Annotated in this window: 15 protein-coding genes; all 15 read left to right on the top strand. The window is 60.2% G+C overall.

The genetic code is table 11. The features are described from left to right. Nucleotides 1-21 precede the first annotated feature (21 nt). Entirely contained in the window at nt 22-1,206 is a 1,185-nt protein-coding gene (locus ACN0SD_RS03585) for a M20 aminoacylase family protein (RefSeq protein WP_417806850.1), read from the top strand. Between the two features lie 50 nt (nt 1,207-1,256). After that, nucleotides 1,257-2,264 (top strand): GTP 3',8-cyclase MoaA, encoded by a 1,008-nt coding sequence (moaA, locus tag ACN0SD_RS03590; RefSeq protein ID WP_417806851.1) that lies wholly within the window; start codon nt 1,257-1,259, stop codon nt 2,262-2,264. Continuing rightward, nucleotides 2,261-2,692 (top strand): hypothetical protein, encoded by a 432-nt coding sequence (locus ACN0SD_RS03595; protein ID WP_417806852.1) that lies wholly within the window; start codon nt 2,261-2,263, stop codon nt 2,690-2,692. The genes moaA and ACN0SD_RS03595 overlap by 4 nt, the downstream gene beginning before the upstream one ends. A gap of 61 nt (nt 2,693-2,753) precedes the next feature. Further along, a complete protein-coding gene (locus ACN0SD_RS03600) occupies nt 2,754-3,215 on the top strand; it encodes a D-galactarate dehydratase (protein ID WP_417806853.1) in 462 nt (153 codons plus the stop codon). 18 nt (nt 3,216-3,233) lie between these two features. Next, nucleotides 3,234-3,674: a methyltransferase family protein gene (locus tag ACN0SD_RS03605; RefSeq protein ID WP_417806854.1), complete on the top strand. Its 441-nt coding sequence runs from the start codon at nt 3,234-3,236 to the stop codon at nt 3,672-3,674. Between the two features lie 287 nt (nt 3,675-3,961). Beyond that, nucleotides 3,962-5,536 carry a Re/Si-specific NAD(P)(+) transhydrogenase subunit alpha gene (locus tag ACN0SD_RS03610; protein WP_417806855.1) on the top strand — a complete coding sequence of 525 codons (1,575 nt, stop codon included), beginning with the start codon at nt 3,962-3,964 and terminating at the stop codon, nt 5,534-5,536. Between the two features lie 13 nt (nt 5,537-5,549). After that, entirely contained in the window at nt 5,550-7,025 is a 1,476-nt protein-coding gene (locus ACN0SD_RS03615) for an NAD(P)(+) transhydrogenase (Re/Si-specific) subunit beta (RefSeq protein WP_417806856.1), read from the top strand. Nucleotides 7,026-7,376: 351 nt separating this feature from the next. After that, the gene (locus ACN0SD_RS03620; protein ID WP_417806857.1) at nt 7,377-7,679 is read left to right on the top strand and encodes a hypothetical protein; all 303 of its coding nucleotides are present in this window, start codon (nt 7,377-7,379) and stop codon (nt 7,677-7,679) included. 292 nt (nt 7,680-7,971) lie between these two features. Then, on the top strand, nt 7,972-9,285 hold the full coding sequence (gene ugpB, locus ACN0SD_RS03625) for a sn-glycerol-3-phosphate ABC transporter substrate-binding protein UgpB (protein ID WP_417806858.1): 1,314 nt from the start codon (nt 7,972-7,974) through the stop codon (nt 9,283-9,285). Nucleotides 9,286-9,345: 60 nt separating this feature from the next. Then, nucleotides 9,346-10,227: a sn-glycerol-3-phosphate ABC transporter permease UgpA gene (ugpA, locus tag ACN0SD_RS03630; protein ID WP_417806859.1), complete on the top strand. Its 882-nt coding sequence runs from the start codon at nt 9,346-9,348 to the stop codon at nt 10,225-10,227. A gap of 41 nt (nt 10,228-10,268) precedes the next feature. Then, nucleotides 10,269-11,105 (top strand): sn-glycerol-3-phosphate ABC transporter permease UgpE, encoded by an 837-nt coding sequence (gene ugpE, locus ACN0SD_RS03635; RefSeq protein ID WP_417807187.1) that lies wholly within the window; start codon nt 10,269-10,271, stop codon nt 11,103-11,105. Between the two features lie 8 nt (nt 11,106-11,113). Next, the gene (locus tag ACN0SD_RS03640; protein WP_417806860.1) at nt 11,114-12,166 is read left to right on the top strand and encodes an ABC transporter ATP-binding protein; all 1,053 of its coding nucleotides are present in this window, start codon (nt 11,114-11,116) and stop codon (nt 12,164-12,166) included. Between the two features lie 222 nt (nt 12,167-12,388). After that, the gene (locus tag ACN0SD_RS03645) at nt 12,389-13,165 is read left to right on the top strand and encodes a DeoR/GlpR family DNA-binding transcription regulator (RefSeq protein WP_417806861.1); all 777 of its coding nucleotides are present in this window, start codon (nt 12,389-12,391) and stop codon (nt 13,163-13,165) included. A 50-nt stretch (nt 13,166-13,215) separates the two neighbouring features. Further along, the gene (locus ACN0SD_RS03650; RefSeq protein WP_417806862.1) at nt 13,216-14,880 is read left to right on the top strand and encodes a Na/Pi cotransporter family protein; all 1,665 of its coding nucleotides are present in this window, start codon (nt 13,216-13,218) and stop codon (nt 14,878-14,880) included. Between the two features lie 83 nt (nt 14,881-14,963). Next, complete coding sequence (locus ACN0SD_RS03655) at nt 14,964-16,436, top strand: PLP-dependent aminotransferase family protein (protein ID WP_417806863.1); 1,473 nt, start codon at nt 14,964-14,966, stop codon at nt 16,434-16,436. Nucleotides 16,437-16,525: the final 89 nt, after the last annotated feature.

The raw sequence follows: 16,525 nt of genomic DNA on the forward strand, positions 1-16,525 counted from the left end.
CCCAACACAAAGCCGCACCCCATGCCCATCAAGAACCGTTTCGCCGAACTGCTGCCCGAGATCATCGGCTGGCGGCGCGATTTTCATCGTCATCCCGAACTCGGTTATGACCTGCCGCGCACGTCGGCGCGCGTGGCGCAATTGCTGCGCGCATTTGGTTGTGACGAGGTGGTCGAAGGGATCGGGCGTTCTGGCGTGGTTGGCGTGATCGAAGGGCAAGAGGTTGCGACCCAAGGGGCGCTGGGCCCGCGCGTGATTGGCCTGCGCGCTGATATGGATGCGCTGCCGATTGTGGAACAGACCGGGCTGGAACATGCCTCGCAGAGCAAGGGCAAGATGCATGCCTGCGGCCATGACGGGCATACGTCGATGCTGCTGGGCGCTGCGAAATATCTGTGTGAGACGCGCGCTTTCGCAGGCCGCGCCGTGGTGATCTTTCAGCCAGCCGAAGAGGGCGGGGCGGGCGCGCGCGCGATGATCGAAGACGGCTTGATGGAGCGTTTCGCGATTGATGAGGTGTACGGGCTGCACAACATGCCGGGCATGGAGGCGGGCCATCTGGGGGTGCGCCCGGGCGCGATGATGGCCTCGGCTGATTTTTTCACGATCCGGGTGATCGGCAAGGGCGGGCATGCGGCCAAACCGCAAGAGGTGGTCGATCCGGTGGTGATCTCGGCGCAGCTGATATTGGCGCTGCAATCCATCGCCAGCCGAGAGGTCGACCCGTTCGATCCCGTCGTGGTCTCGGTCACCACGCTGAATTCGCAAAGCGAGGCGGATAACGTGATCGGCAATGAGGTCATGCTGGGGGGCACCGTGCGCGCGATGTCGCCCGAGACCCGCGATCTGGCGGAACGGCGGTTAAGCGAAATCAGCCAAGGGGTTGCCGCAACCTTTGGCGGGCAGGCGCAGGTCGAATATCTGCGCGGCTATCCGGTGACGGTGAACGATGCGGATTGCGCAGACCATGCCGCGCGGGTGGCCGAAAAGATCAGCGCCGATGTCGATCGCGATGTTCCCCCGATGATGGGGGCCGAGGATTTCTCTTACATGCTTGAGGCGCGCCCGGGGGCCTATATTTTCCTTGGCAATGGCGACAGTGCGCCGCTGCATCACGCGCAATACGAGTTCCACGACGAGGCGATCCCGTATGGCGCAAGCTGGCTGGTGGGGATGGTCGAGGATCGTCTGGCTGCGCCATCTTGAACCACACGCGCCCCCTTGCCGCGCGTCGCCCCGAGGCATAGTTTCATCCCATGGATCACGCGCCCCTCATCGACCCGTTCGCCCGCCCGATTTCCTATCTTCGGGTCTCGGTTACTGATCGCTGCGATTTTCGCTGCACCTATTGCATGGCCGAGCACATGCAATTCCTGCCCAAGAAAGAGCTGCTGACGCTGGAGGAGCTGGACCGGCTGTGTTCGACTTTCATCGGGCTGGGCGTGAAAAAGTTGCGCATCACTGGCGGTGAACCTTTGGTGCGCCGCGATATCATGACGTTTTTCCGCACCATCTCACGCCATCTGGAAACTGGCGCGCTGGATGAGTTGACGCTGACGACGAATGGCTCGCAATTAGCGCGGTTTGCCGATGATCTGGCGGCTCTTGGAGTGAAGCGGATCAATGTCTCGCTTGATACGCTGGACGCGGATAAATTCGCCGCCATTACCCGTTGGGGGCGGCTTGACCAGGTTAAGGCGGGTCTGGAGGCGGCCAAGCGTGCGGGCTTGCGCGTCAAGATCAACACCGTGGCGCTCAAGGGCTTTAACGAAGATGAGCTGTTCGATCTGGTGGATTGGTGCGCCGCTGAGGGGTTCGATCTGACCTTTATCGAAGTGATGCCGATGGGCGAGATGGGCGAGGAGATGCGCCTTGATCAATACTGGCCGCTTTCGGATTTGCGCGCGCGTCTGGCTGAGCGCTTCACGCCTGAGGAGCTAAGCGAAAGCACCGGCGGCCCTGCGCGCTATGTGCGACTTGCACAAACTCAACAAAAAATCGGCTTTATCACGCCTCTGACCCATAATTTCTGTGAAAATTGCAACCGTGTGCGGGTGACCTGCACCGGAGAGCTGTTCATGTGTCTGGGCCAAGAGGACAACGCCGATCTGCGTGCGCCGTTGCGCGCCAGCGGCGATAACACGGCGCTGATCGCGGCCATTCGCGCCGCGATATCGCGCAAACCCAAGGGCCATGATTTCGACTATTCGCGCCAGACCGTGGCCGGGCAGATGACCCGCCACATGAGCCATACCGGTGGATGAATGCGCGCCGCTCTCGGGCGCTACGGGCTGGGCTGACAGGCGTTCTTGGCGCGCTGATCGTGGCCTCGACGGTTTGGGTGCAGGTGGTTTTGCTGCCGAGCGCGGCCATGGCGGCCCTTAACCCGGCCCCGTTAACCGTTCTCACCGACTGCCTGCGCCGTAGCGCGATCCTGATCGTGCCGCTGGGAGTTTTGGCCGCGTTTTCGGGGCCATGGCCGTTCAAGGTAATGGCCTATCTGATGTTCGCGCTGGGCTGGTATTGGGTGGCGGACCGTGTTGGCGCGGGATTTCCCGCACCAAGTGGCGGAAGCTGGCTGGCCGGCGAGGCGTTTGGCGCGCTGATTTATGAGCCCATCGCCATGCCGATCCTTGCGCTGCTAAGTGGTCTTGCGTTTCGCCAACTCCTGCGCGCTTTGAACCGGGGGTGAGGGGCATTTTCCCCGGCGCGTGTATCGGTTAGGGTAGTCCAAGTTTTAGAGGAGATATGTCATGCGTGCGTTGATAGGTTTGGGACTGGTTTTGGCCGTGGCTGGCTGTGCTCAGCTCGGGATCTCGCGCAAAGCGTCCGCGCCGGTGCCGCAATCGGGTACGTCTGAAACCTCGATGCCGCTGCCCAAGCCGGCGGGACGCAATGCTGCGGCGCTGGACACCACGACCGCCGCGCAACGCGCCGAGGCTGCGCAGAAACCCGCTTCGGGCGAGGCAAAATTGGGCGCGACCATTGCCAGCCTTGGCGATCCCACCGATCCGGGGTTCTGGATGCGCACAGGGCTGGTAAGCGTTGAGAGCAAGGGCCGTATCGAGAACCCGAAAACCGGGAAATCGGCCAAAGTGACGCTGATTCCCTCGGGCAAACCGGCGGGGGCGGGGTCTGAGGTGTCGCTGCCCGCGCTGCGCCTGCTGGACGTGCCGCTGACCGAGCTGCCCGAGTTGACTGTTTATCGCCTGTAATCGCGGGAAAGGATCAAGATGTTGCGTGAAGTCGACATCCCGCCGCTATGGCTGGCGCTGTTTGCCGCGATGGCGTGGAGCATCGGGCAGGCCGTGCCGATTGATTTTGCGCTTGGTCGGCTGTTTGGCGGGGCGCTGATTGGCCTCGGGTTGGTGTTGATGGCAGTGGCTGCGGGGCAGATGGTGCTGCATCACACCACATTCGTTCCGCGCCGTGACCCGAACGATCTGGTGACCTCGGGGGCGTTCGCGTTGACGCGCAATCCGATTTATCTGGGCGATGCGCTGGTGCTGACGGGGCTGTGCCTGTGGTGGAATGCCGCCCTCGCGCTGCCCTTGGTGCCTGCCTTCATGTGGTTGATCACGGTGCGCTTTATTGTCGGGGAAGAGGCCATGATCGGCGCGCATTTCGGGGCGAAATTCAGCGATTACCGTGCGCAGGTGCGCCGCTGGCTGTAAGCGCGGCGCGCGCGCGATTGCTGCGTGTGCAAAAAGTTGAAACTCTACTTTGCAGCGCCGACAGGCGCCGAACCAAGCTAAAACTCTGATTCTACGCTGGAAATCGGACTCGTAATTGGTGTGCGATTGTATACATTTATGTCGTCGCAGGTGCGCGGCACAATAAGAACATTTTACCGGCACTCGGTGCTTGTGAAATATTATTGCGCGGTGTTATTCAGGACATCGCCAGATTCCGGGCCTGCACTTAACTAGCAACGCGGGCCGCTATCCAAGGGGGAGTTACATTGAAAGTCGGAGCTCCAAAGGAGATTTTCGAAGGTGAAGCACGCGTCGCAATGACGCCAGACTCGGCATTGCAACTGCAAAAGCTGGGCCATGAATGCTTCATCGAAACCGGTGCGGGCCTGAAGGCCGGCTTTACCGATGCCGCCTATGAGGGCGCGAATGTCACCGTCATCAAGACGGCTGCCGCGCTGTTCAAAGAGGTGGATTTCGTCGTTAAGGTGCGCCCACCCACCGATGCAGAGCTGAAACGCCTCAAGCCCGGCCAGACGCTGATTTCCTTCTTCTACCCTGCGCAGAATGAAAAGCTGCTCAAGACGGCGGAAAAGACCGGCGCGAATGTGATCGCGATGGATATGGTGCCCCGTATCTCGCGCGCGCAAAAAATGGACGCGCTGTCCTCGATGGCCAATATCGCGGGCTACCGTGCGGTGATGGAGGCGGGCAATAATTTCGGTCGCTTCTTTACCGGCCAGGTGACGGCGGCGGGCAAGGTTCCGCCCGCAAAGGTGCTGGTCGTGGGGGCTGGCGTCGCCGGTCTGGCTGCGATTGGCGCGTCGACCTCGCTTGGCGCGATGACATTCGCGTTCGATGTGCGCCCCGAAGTGGCCGAACAGATCGAATCCATGGGCGCCGAGTTCGTCTATCTCGACTTTAAGGAAGCCGTGCAGGACGGTGCTGCGACGGGGGGCTATGCTGCTCCGTCTAGCCCGGAATTCCGCGAGGCACAGCTCAAGAAGTTCCGCGAACTTGCGCCCGATATGGACATCGTCATCACCACCGCGCTGATCCCGGGCCGTGATGCTCCGGTGCTGTGGACCAAGGATATGGTCGAGGCGATGAAGCCCGGCTCGGTGATCGTCGATCTTGCGGCGGAACGCGGCGGCAACTGCGAATTGACCAAGCCGGACGAGAAAATCGTGACCGACAATGGCGTGACCATCGTTGGTTACACCGATTTCCCCAGCCGGATGGCCTCGCAATCCTCGTCGCTTTATTCCACCAATATCCGCCATATGATGACCGATCTGACGCCGAAAAAAGACGGCGTTGTCGTGCATAACATGGAAGATGACGTGATCCGTGGCGCGACCGTGGCTTATCAGGGCGAGATCACCTTCCCGCCGCCGCCGCCCAAGATTGCGGCGATCGCGGCCAAGAAACCGACCGAAAAGCCCAAAGAACTGACGCCCGAAGAACGCCGCGCCGCCGAGGTGGTTGCGTTCAAGGCCCAGACCAAGAACCAAGTGACCTTGCTTGTCGTGGGCGCGGTGCTGCTGCTCGGCGTGGGGCTAATTGCGCCCGCCAGCTTTATGCAGCACTTCATCGTCTTCGTGCTGAGCTGTTTCATCGGCTTCCAAGTGATCTGGAACGTTGCGCACAGCCTGCACACGCCGCTGATGGCCGTCACCAACGCAATTTCCTCGATCATCATCTTGGGCGCGCTGTTGCAGATCGGATCAGGAAGCTGGCTGGTGATCGTGCTGGCCGCGCTGTCGGTCTTTATGGCCGGGATCAACATTTTCGGTGGCTTCATGGTCACGCGGCGCATGCTTGCCATGTTCCAGAAATCGTAAGGGGGCCGAGACAATGGAAACCGGATTCTCGACCGCTGCCTATGTTGTTTCGGCAGTTCTTTTCATCCTCTCGCTTGGCGGGCTTTCGGGCCAAGAAAGCGCCAAACGCGCCGTTTGGTATGGCATCGTGGGCATGGCGCTGGCGGTTGTCGCCACACTGATCGGCCCCGGCTCGGGGCTGTGGCTGATCTCGGTCATCATGATCGCGGCGGGCGGCATCATCGGCTGGTTCGTGGCCAATCGCGTGCAAATGACGGAAATGCCGCAGCTGGTGGCGGCGATGCACTCGCTCGTCGGTCTCGCGGCGGTGTTTGTGGGCTATAACGCCTATCTTGAGATGGCCAACGTGATGGCAATTAAGGCCTCGCTGTCGGGCACTTTGACGGAAACGGGCGTTGCGTCGGCGCTGCATGAACGCGGCCTGCGCGGCTTTGCAGCCCTTCTGGCGCATAAAACGCCGGTGGAGTTGTCGATCCTGCGCGTTGAGCTATTCCTTGGTGTGTTCATCGGTGCTGTGACCTTCACTGGGTCGGTCGTGGCGTTTGGGAAGCTGGCGGGCAAGCTTAGCTCGAAGGCCGATAAACTGCCGGGCGGGCATATGCTCAATGCAGGAGCCGCGATTGGCTCGGTTCTGCTGCTGATCGCGTTCCTGAACGGGGCAGGGGTCTGGGCGCTGTTGCTAATGACGCTGCTGGCGTTCTTCATCGGCTATCACCTGATCATGGGGATCGGGGGCGCGGATATGCCGGTCGTCGTTTCGATGCTCAACAGCTATTCCGGCTGGGCGGCGGCGGCGATTGGTTTCAGCCTTGGCAACGATCTGCTGATCGTGACCGGCGCGCTGGTTGGCTCGTCTGGTGCTATCCTAAGCTACATCATGTGCAAGGCGATGAACCGCTCCTTCGTGTCGGTGATCTTGGGCGGGTTTGGCAATACCACCGGCCCCGCGATGGAGGTCGAGGGCGAGCAGATCGCAATCGACGCCGATGGTGTGGCAGCGGCGCTCAATGAGGCTGATAGTGTGGTCATCGTGCCCGGTTACGGCATGGCCGTGGCGCAAGCCCAGCAGATGGTTAGTGAGTTGACCCGCAAGCTGCGTGCCCAAGGCAAGACCGTACGTTTCGCCATTCACCCGGTCGCCGGGCGCCTGCCGGGGCATATGAACGTGCTACTGGCCGAGGCCAAAGTGCCCTATGATATCGTGCTGGAGATGGACGAGATCAACGATGATTTCCCCGATACCGATGTGGTGATTGTCATTGGCTCGAATGACATCGTGAATCCGGCCGCACAAGAAGACCCGAACTCGCCCATCGCGGGGATGCCGGTACTTGAGGTGTGGAAGGCGAAACAGGTGTTCGTGTCCAAACGCGGTCAAGGGACCGGCTATTCCGGCATCGAGAACCCGCTGTTTTACAAAGAAAACACGCGGATGTTCTACGGCGATGCGAAAGACAGCCTGAATACGCTGCTCCCGCTGATCGACTGATCGCCGGAGGGTGGATGGATGTGAGGGGCGGCCCGTTAGGGTCGCCCTTTTGCATTTTGGGGGGTGACCTCCAAATGCAATGATTTGCTATACGAAACGGAGCCGACCTTCGGATTGAGACAAGCCAAGACATCAGCCGCCGCCATATGAGCAGCTATCTCGATGAGTCTTGAGCAACAAGACGCTCTTTTACGCCACGAAGGGCTGGCGCAGACTTAAACTTAGCCAGTTAAAAATAGCCTTACGACTGTCCAGGATGCCAGCCCAACGTTGGCGGTAAGAATTGACAGTGCAGGTTGACGTCTTCATGGTTCAGCCAGTCTATGGTGCCAATCTGGTGGAGATAATGTCATGACGTTAGGTGAAGTGCTGACAGCCGCGCGTAATTCCGGCAGAGGTATCGAAGACTGGTTGGCTCCCGCAGAACCAGAAATTTGGGCAGCTTTAGGGGAGGCTGCCGGGGCCGAAGGCTTGGATCATGCCACCTATGCGCAGCTGGCGGTTGCCGATTTTTCAAATCGCGCACCTGAGGAAGATTGGGCAACAATGATGAGCCGAATCCGCAATGCCCAAGATCCCGGCCAAGCCTGCCTGCTATCCATGATCACTTGGCGCTTGGCCAATGGTAACGGAAAATGCGGCCACAGCCATTAAGCCGCGCCTGCATCACGTCGCAATGTCGAGGCTTGCAGGTAGAACTTTGGGCTGCCGTTGAACGTGACTGGGAAACTCAACCCTTGTGCGCGCGGAGCGCTTAAGCGGTTAAGACCTCTGCGTGTTTGAACCGTAAGGTCTTGCGCCCCTTTTCTGTCCCAGATTTCACACCGATAACAGACTTGTAATCACACTGTTACACGAGCAGACTAGGGAGCGTAGTGTGCGCGGCCAGCTTGGTCGCAAGAGCATGAATTGCCAATCAGATCACGCTACCCACTGGGAGGATAACATGAAGAATCTTGCACTGGGCGCGCTTGTCGCGTCCTCCACGCTATTGTCGCCCTTCGCGGCTTTTGCGCAGACCGAAATCCAGTTTTGGCACGCCTTCACGGGTCGGCTGGGTGAGCTGGTGGATGCGCAGGTTGAACAGTTCAACGCCAACCAAAGCGACTACAAGGTCGTGGCGAACTACAAGGGCAACTACTCGGAAACGCTCAACGCCGGAATCGCGGCATTTCGCGCCGGCGAGCAGCCCGATATCCTAATGGTGTTCGAGGTTGGCACGGCCACGATGATGGCAGCCAAGGGGGCGGTTAAGCCCGTCTATCAGGTGATGGAAGAGGCCGGTGTGCCGTTTAATTCCGACGATTATATCGGCGCGGTGAAAGGCTATTACACGACCACTGATGGCAAGATGCTGTCGCTGCCTTTCAACTCGTCAACGCCGGTGCTGTGGGTTAACCGTGACCTGCTGGATAAGGCGGGCGTGGCCAAAGATGCGCCGCTGAACACTTGGGAAGATGTCGGCAAGGTGCTGGGTCAGGTCAAGGGCGCGGGCATCGACTGTCCGATGACCACCGCATGGCAAAGCTGGATCCAGCTTGAAAACCTGTCCGCCTATCACAACGTGCCGTTCGCGAGCAAAGAGAACGGCTTTGGCGGGCTTGATACCGAGCTGGAATTCAACGGCCCCCTGCAGGTCAAACACATCCAGACGCTGGGCGATTGGGCCAAAAACGGCGAGTTCATCTACAAGGGGCGTCGCAACGAAGGCGGGGCTGATTTCCGTTCCGGGTCTTGTGCGCTGTTCACCGAAAGCTCGGCAGGCTACGCGGGCATCAAGGCCGAGGCTACGTTCGCCTTTGAGGTCCACCCGCTGCCCTATTGGTCCGATGTCGAAGGGGCGCCGCAAAACACCATTATCGGTGGCGCGTCGCTTTGGGTGATGGAGGGCAAACCGGCCGAGGACTACAAAGGCGTAGCTGAATTCCTGAACTTCCTGTCTTCGCCCGAGGTGCAGGCGAAATGGCATCAGGATACCGGCTATCTGCCGATCACCAAGGCGGCTGCTGACCTTACGCGTGAGCAAGGGTTCTACAAAGAGAATCCGGGCACCGACGTGGCCGTGATCCAGATGACCACAAAAGAGCCGACCGAGAATTCCAAGGGCATCCGCCTTGGCAATTTCGACCAGATCCGCACCATCATCGACGAAGAACTCGAAGCGGTGTGGTCGGGTGATAAATCGGCGCAAGACGCGCTTGATACGGCGGTGACGCGAGGCAACCAGTTGCTGCGCCGCTTTGAGCAAGCTAACCGTTAAGCGCAATCTGATCGCGGGCGGCCTTCGCGCTGCCCGCGATACTTTATCGCCGAGGCCAGAATGGAAAAACGCGTCACCTTCAAGGGCTGGCTGTTGCCGCTTTTGCTGATTGCTCCGCAGCTTGTGATTTCGGGGGTGTTCTTTTTCTACCCCGCGGGCGAGGCGGTGTGGCAATCGCTGTTCATTCCCGACCCGTTCGGCCTGTCGATGCAATATGTCGGGCTTGGCAATTTCGAATATCTGCTCAGCGATCCTTATTATCGCGCGTCTTTCCTGACGACGGCGGTGTTTTCCACGCTGGTCACGCTGGTCTCGATGATCCCGGCGCTGTTTCTGGCCGTTCTGGCGGATCGCTTGGTCAAGGGTGCGGGGGCCTATCGCACGCTGCTAATCTGGCCCTATGCCGTGGCACCTGCCGTGGCGGGTGTTTTGTGGCTGTTCATGTTCAACACCCGCATCGGCATTGTCGCATGGTATCTGGGCCTGTTGGGCTATGACTGGAACTACGTGCTCAACCAGAACGAGGCGATGGGGCTGGTCGTTGTGGCTTCGTCTTGGGGACGGATCAGCTACAATTTCCTGTTCTATTTTGCCGCGCTGCAAGCGGTGCCGAAATCGGTGGTCGAGGCGGCGGCGATTGACGGCGCGCGGTTCTGGCGGCGGTTCTTTACCATCGTGCTGCCGCTGCTGTCGCCGACCACGTTTTTCCTGCTGGTCGTCAATATCGTCTATGCGTTTTTCGAAACCTTCGGCGTCATTCACACGATCACCGGCGGCGGGCCGCAACAGGCCACCACGATCCTTGTCTATAAGGTCTATGCCGACGGATTTGTCGGTCAGGATCTTGGCTCATCCGCGGCGCAATCGGTGATCTTGCTGCTGGTCGTCGGGCTGCTGACGGTGCTGCAATTCAAGTTCATCGAGAAACGGGTGCATTACTGATGGCGCACGCATCCAATCCCGTCAAAGAGCCGCCCGCCGGCATGGTGCAAAAGCGCGGGCGTGGGCTGTGGTTCACGCATGTGCTGATGATCCTCGGCGTTCTGGTGATCTTCTTTCCGATCTGGCTGGCGTTTGTCGCCTCGACCGTGCCGCAGGCCGCGATCACCCATCCGCCGATGCCGCTGCTACCGGGCGATCAGTTCCTCACGAACTACAAACGCGCGCTGTTTTCGGGCGTGAACGTGCCGGTTCTTACGATGCTGATGAATTCGATGGTAATGGCGCTGGGCATCGCCGTGGGGAAAATCGTGATCTCGATTCTCTCGGCCTTTGCGATTGTCTATTTCCGCTTTCCGGGGCGCAATTTCTTTTTCTGGCTGATCTTTATCACGCTGATGCTGCCGGTTGAGGTGCGCATCGTGCCGACCTATCAGGTGATCGCAGGCTTTGGCATGCTCAATAGCTATTCGGGGCTGATCTTGCCGCTGATCGCTTCGGCCACGGCGACGTTTTTATTTCGCCAGTTCTTCCTGACGGTGCCTGATGAGCTGGCCGAGGCCGCGCGCGTCGATGGGGCCCGCCCGATGCGGTTTTTCGTCGATATCTTACTGCCGATGAGCCGAACCAATATCGCGGCGTTATTCGTCATTCTCTTTATTTACGGCTGGAACCAATATCTCTGGCCGCTTCTGATCACCACCGATCCCTCAATGAACACGGTCGTTATGGGCATCAAGCAAATGTTTCCCTCGGGCGATGATATCGCGGATTGGCCGGTGATCATGGCGACCTCGATTCTGGCGATGGTTCCGCCGGTGATCGTGGTAATTTCGATGCAAAAACTCTTCATCCGCGGTCTAGTGGATAGCGAGAAATAGGACAGGCAATGGCAACGGTCGAACTGGAAAACGTCAAGAAACGCTTTGGCTCCACCGAGGTGATTCACGGCGTCAGCACGCAAATCGCGGATGGCGAATTCATCGTGATTGTCGGCCCCTCGGGCTGTGGGAAGTCGACCCTTTTGCGCATGGTTGCGGGGCTGGAAAGCGTATCCGAGGGCGAGGTGCGCATCGGCGGCAAGCGCGTGAATGACGTCGAGCCAATGGATCGCGACATCGCAATGGTATTTCAGAACTACGCCCTTTATCCGCACATGTCGGTGCGTCAGAATATGGGGTACGGGCTCAAAATCGCGGGGCTGCCCAAGGCCGAGATCAACGCCAAGGTGGAGCAGGCCGCCGCCCTGCTGCAACTGGGCGAGCTGCTGGATCGCAAGCCCAAGCAGTTGTCGGGCGGGCAGCGTCAGCGCGTCGCGATGGGGCGCGCGATTGTGCGTGAACCGGCGGTGTTTTTGTTTGACGAGCCGCTGTCGAACCTTGACGCCAAGCTGCGCGTGCAGATGCGCGTCGAGATCCGCGAATTGCAGGCCAAGCTGGGCATCACCGCGCTGTACGTCACCCATGATCAGGTCGAAGCGATGACCATGGCAGACCGAATGATTGTGATGAATGCGGGCGTGGCCGAGCAGATCGGCACGCCTTTGGAGGTCTATGAGCGCCCCGTCACGGTGTTTGCCGCGCAGTTCATCGGCAGCCCGTCGATGAATATCCTGCCCGCGCAGATTGAGGGCGGGCAGATTAAGCTGGGGCAGGTAGTACTGGGCCAATGCGCCTTGCCCGATGGCCCCGTCAGCTTCGGCATCCGCCCCGAGCATCTGCGCCCCGACCCGCAAGGCGGCATCGCGCTTGAGGTGCAACTGGCCGAGCCGCTGGGTGCCAATACGCTGCTGCATGGCGTGCTTGTCGGTTCGGGTCAGGCGATGACGGCTGCCTTGCCGGGCGTGCATCGCAGCGGGGCCGGGCGCGAGGTGATGCATCTCACCGCCGATCCCGCGCATTTCCACTTCTTCGATAGCACGAGCGGGGCGCGGATTGATTGAGATCCGTGCTGTCCGCCACCCGTGAGCAGATCGCCAACGCGCGCTAACCGATAGCCCCTCGCCGCCGCGAAAGGGCGCGTTTAAGCGTAGTTTGCCATAGCTGCGTGGCCGCGCAATCGTGGAAAATCGCTTGAAAAACGGGCAAATTGTGACATATAACCCGACATCAATGACTGTATTGATAAACAAAATGACAAAATCGGGCAGTGTCGGTGATGCGCAGTGAAGATTAAAAAACGCCAGGCCAAGCTGATTGAGATTGTTCGACGTCAGGAAAAGGTCTCGGTCGAGGCGCTGGCGAGCCAGCTTGATGCGTCACGCGAAACGATCCGGCGCGATCTGAGCCAGCTTGCACAAAGCGGTAAGATCTTGAAGGTGCATGGCGGAGCGATGATGCCGCGTGTGCTGGGCGAGGGGCCGTTCAAGCAGCGCCTGTCTGATTGTGTCGATGCCAAGATCGAGATCGCGAAAACGGCTGCGGGGCTGTTTGTCCCAGGCGAGACGCTGTTCATTGATACCGGCTCGACGACGCTGATGTTTGCCGAGGCGATTGCCGCCGTGGCCGGGCTGACGATTGTTACCAACTCGACCGAGATCGCGCGGGTGATTGCTGGTGCTAATAGCGGCAGTCGGGCGTTTTTACTGGGCGGCGAGTTCAGCGCTGATAGCAGCCAATGCGTTGGCACGATGGCGATCACCCAGATCCGCGCCTTTCGCGCCCATCACGCGGTGCTGTCGGTGGGCGCTCTTGACGCGCGTAGCGGGGCGATGGATTACAATATCGAAGAGGCGCAGATCGCGCGCGCGATGGTCGAGCAATCCAATAGCGTGACGGTTCTGGCCGATAGCTCGAAATTTACTGCGTTGGCCTCGTTTGCGGTGTGCCCGCTGAGTAATATCAACCGCCTTGTTACCGAAGCCGCGCCCCCCAAAGAGACGCGTGCGGCGTTTGAAGACGCGGGCGGGCAGCTGATTTTGGCGCAGGGGACGCGTCCGTGAGTGCCTAAAAATAAGCCCCAAAGGGCGGGATAGAGTAGAAAGGACAAGGTTTGGAAAACGCGAATATCCCGATGTTTTTCCTGCATATTGCGGGGGCGGCGGCGCTGCTGATCTGGTCGGTGCGTCTGGTGCGCACCGGGGTTGAGCGCGCGTTTTCCATGCCGTTGCGGCGCTGGTTGCGCTGGTCCTCGCGCAGCCGCTTTCTGGCGGCAGGCTCGGGGATGAGTACCGCTATCTTGCTGCAAAGCTCGACGGCGGTGGCGCTGCTTGTATCTAATTTCGTTGCGCGTGGCACGATTACCGTCGCGGTGGGGCTAGCGATTTTGCTAGGCGCGGATGTTGGCTCGGCGATCGTGGCGCAGCTATTGCTGTTGCGCCAAACCTTCTTGCTGCCACTCCTATTGCTGGTTGGCGTGGTGATGTTCCTGCGCGGCCATCAGCGCCGCATCCGTCAGACCGGGCGTATCCTGATCGGGCTGGCGCTAATCTTTGCCTCGCTTGCGATGATCCGCGAGGCGACGACCCCGCTGGTGGACAGTCAGGGCGCGGCCAATGTGATGGCCTATCTGGCGCGCGACACGGTGACGGCCTTTGTGATTGGCGCGGTATTTGCGTGGGTTGTGCATTCCAGCGTGGCGGCGGTGTTGTTGTTCGTGACGCTGGTGTCGCAAGGTCTGTTGCCCCCCGAAGCGGCGGTGGCGATGGTGCTGGGCGCGAATATGGGCGGCACGTTCATTGCCTTTATGCTGACCTTGACCGCCGAGATCGATTCGCGCCGCATGATCGTTGCGAATTTTGCGCTGCGCGGCGGCGGGGCGATCATCTTGCTGGCCTTGCTAAGTCGGCTTGAGCTGACGCTAAGCTGGCTTGGCAGTACCCCGGCGCAGCAGGTTATCAACTTGCATCTGGTGTTCAACATCGGCCTTGCGCTGTTGGCGCTGCCGCTGACGGGTCTGGTGACGCGGCTGGTGAGCAAGCTGATGCCCCCGCGGCTTGACCCGAGCGCGGGGATCGGCCCGGCAAGTGCGCTGGATCCCGCCGCCTTGGCCAACCCCGAGCGCGCACTGACCTGTGCGGCGCGCGAGGTGATGCATATGGGCGAGATTGCCGAGGCGATGCTGCGCGCGGTGCCGGCCTTGTTTGTGCAATGGGATGACGTGCTTGCCACGCGTATGGCGGCGGATGAAAAGCTTTCCAACAAGACCTTGATGGAGGTGAAGCTGTATCTTGCCAAGCTGAATCAAGGGGTGCTGAGCGATGAGACCAGCACGCGCGCGATGGATCTGTCGAGCAATGCCGCCAACCTGTCTGCCGCCGCCGAAATGATTTCGCGCAACATGGTCGCTCTGGCGCGCAACATGGATCATGAGGGCGTGCGGTTTTCAGAGCAGGGCTGGAAGGAAATCAGCGATTTTCACGACCGCGTGCTGGCCAATGTGCAACTCGCGCTGAGCGTGATGATGACGCAAAACCCCGATGAGGCGCGCGAGCTGGTCGAGGAAAAAGACGACATCCGCGCGCTGGAGCAACGCCTGCAACGCGCGCATCTGATGCGCCTGCATGAGGGGTCAGGCGAAAGCATCGAGACCAGCAATATCCATCAGGAAACGCTGCGCGCGCTCAAGCAGGTGAACACCTCGTTCGCCACCGTTGCCACGCCGATCTTGTCGGAAACCGGAGATTTGCTTAGCAGTCGTCTGGCGCATCGCAGATAGCGGCCTGTTGTTTGCTTGACGCAGGCACGGCGATGGCGCCACATTGGCCTCAGTCCAGTTTCCCGCGCAATTTAGGTCCAGAAATGACAATCGCCGCCGAGACCTTTTTCCTTGCGCCCGATCAAAGCGGCACGTTGCAGCAGCGTATTCAACAGATGGTGGCCGAGGGTATCCTTGAGGGGCGATTTCGCGCCGGTGACAAGCTGCCCTCCAGCCGCAAGCTTGCCGCGCATCTGGGTGTCAGCCGGATCACGGTGACGCTCGCCTATACCGAACTGGTGGCCGATGATTATCTGACATCGCGTGGGCGCTCGGGCTATTTCGTGTCAGATACCGCGCCGCGACAGCCCGAATTCACCCGCCCATCCGGGGCGCAAACCGACAGCGTGGATTGGACGCGCGTGACGGGGCAGCGCTTTACCGGGCAGCGCAGCTTTCCTAAGGCGCAGAACTGGCGCAGCTATGACTACCCGTTCGTGTATGGCCAGACCGACCCCGAGTTGTTCGATCATCAGAACTGGCGACACTGTGCGCTGCGCGCGCTGGGTAAGCGCGACTTTGACGTGATGGCGGGCGATTATTACGAGCACGACGACCCGATGCTGATCGAATATATTGCGCGCAACATTCTGCCCCGGCGCGGGATTACCGCCCATCCGCGCCAGATATTGCTGACGCTGGGGGCGCAAAACGCGCTGTGGCTATCGGCGCAGGTCTTGCTGAACTCTCGGCGCACGGCGGCGCTAGAAAATCCCTGCTATCCGGGGCTGCGCAGCGTGCTGGCCCAGACCCGCTGTCGCAGCGTGCAGATCGACGTCGATCAAGATGGCCTCCCGCCCGAGGCGCTACCCGATGAAGTCGATGTCGTTTTCACCACCGCCAGCCACCAATGCCCGACCAATACGACGATGCCGCGCGCGCGGCGTGAACGGCTTTTGGCGCTGGCGTCTGAGCGTGATTTCGTCGTGGTCGAGGATGATTACGAATTCGAGATGTCCTTTCTCAAGGCCGCCTCGCCCTCATTGAAATCGCTGGATCGCGAGGGGCGGGTGATTCATGTCGGCTCGTTCTCCAAATCGCTGTTTCCGGGGCTGCGGCTGGGGTTTCTGGTGGGCTCTGAACCCTTCATCGCCGAGGCACGCGCCCTGCGCGCCACCGTGCTGCGCCACCCGCCCGGCCATGTGCAGCGCACCGCCGCCTATTTTCTGGCGCTGGGGCATTATGATGCGTTGGTCAACCGGCTGCATCAGGCCTATCGCCGCCGCCGAATGGTGATGGATGAGGCAATCACCGCGCAGGGTTTGCAGGTCGCGGGGCAGGGCGCGTTTGGTGGATCGAGTTTCTGGATGCGCGCGCCTGAGGGCATCGATACCCGCGATCTGGCGGATCGGCTGGCCGCGCGCGGTGTGTTGATTGAACCGGGGGCTGCGTTTTTTGATGACGCGCAGGGCGATTGCCCGTTTTATCGCCTCGCCTATTCCTCAATCCGCAACGCGCGTATCCCCGAAGGCATTGCGTTGATCGCCCAGGAAATTGCGAAAACTGGACATAAGTAGTCGTCCGCTCTGGCCCTAATCAGCGCGGAAGCACCACGGCATAAATCTTGCAAAAGGGGGCTTCTTATACCCTCGCAAGCAAGCCCGGG

Source organism: Thioclava sp. (genome assembly GCF_048263065.1).
Taxonomy (GTDB): domain Bacteria; phylum Pseudomonadota; class Alphaproteobacteria; order Rhodobacterales; family Rhodobacteraceae; genus Thioclava.

Coding starts and splice junctions, on each gene's coding strand:
- ACN0SD_RS03640 (WP_417806860.1), top strand. CDS start 11,114: ATGGCAACGGTCGAACTGGAAAACGTCAAGAAACGCTTTGGCTCCACC.
- moaA (WP_417806851.1), top strand. CDS start 1,257: ATGGATCACGCGCCCCTCATCGACCCGTTCGCCCGCCCGATTTCCTAT.
- ACN0SD_RS03595 (WP_417806852.1), top strand. CDS start 2,261: ATGAATGCGCGCCGCTCTCGGGCGCTACGGGCTGGGCTGACAGGCGTT.
- ACN0SD_RS03585 (WP_417806850.1), top strand. CDS start 22: ATGCCCATCAAGAACCGTTTCGCCGAACTGCTGCCCGAGATCATCGGC.
- ugpE (WP_417807187.1), top strand. CDS start 10,269: ATGGTGCAAAAGCGCGGGCGTGGGCTGTGGTTCACGCATGTGCTGATG.
- ugpA (WP_417806859.1), top strand. CDS start 9,346: ATGGAAAAACGCGTCACCTTCAAGGGCTGGCTGTTGCCGCTTTTGCTG.
- ACN0SD_RS03620 (WP_417806857.1), top strand. CDS start 7,377: ATGACGTTAGGTGAAGTGCTGACAGCCGCGCGTAATTCCGGCAGAGGT.
- ACN0SD_RS03600 (WP_417806853.1), top strand. CDS start 2,754: ATGCGTGCGTTGATAGGTTTGGGACTGGTTTTGGCCGTGGCTGGCTGT.
- ACN0SD_RS03605 (WP_417806854.1), top strand. CDS start 3,234: ATGTTGCGTGAAGTCGACATCCCGCCGCTATGGCTGGCGCTGTTTGCC.
- ACN0SD_RS03655 (WP_417806863.1), top strand. CDS start 14,964: ATGACAATCGCCGCCGAGACCTTTTTCCTTGCGCCCGATCAAAGCGGC.
- ACN0SD_RS03615 (WP_417806856.1), top strand. CDS start 5,550: ATGGAAACCGGATTCTCGACCGCTGCCTATGTTGTTTCGGCAGTTCTT.
- ugpB (WP_417806858.1), top strand. CDS start 7,972: ATGAAGAATCTTGCACTGGGCGCGCTTGTCGCGTCCTCCACGCTATTG.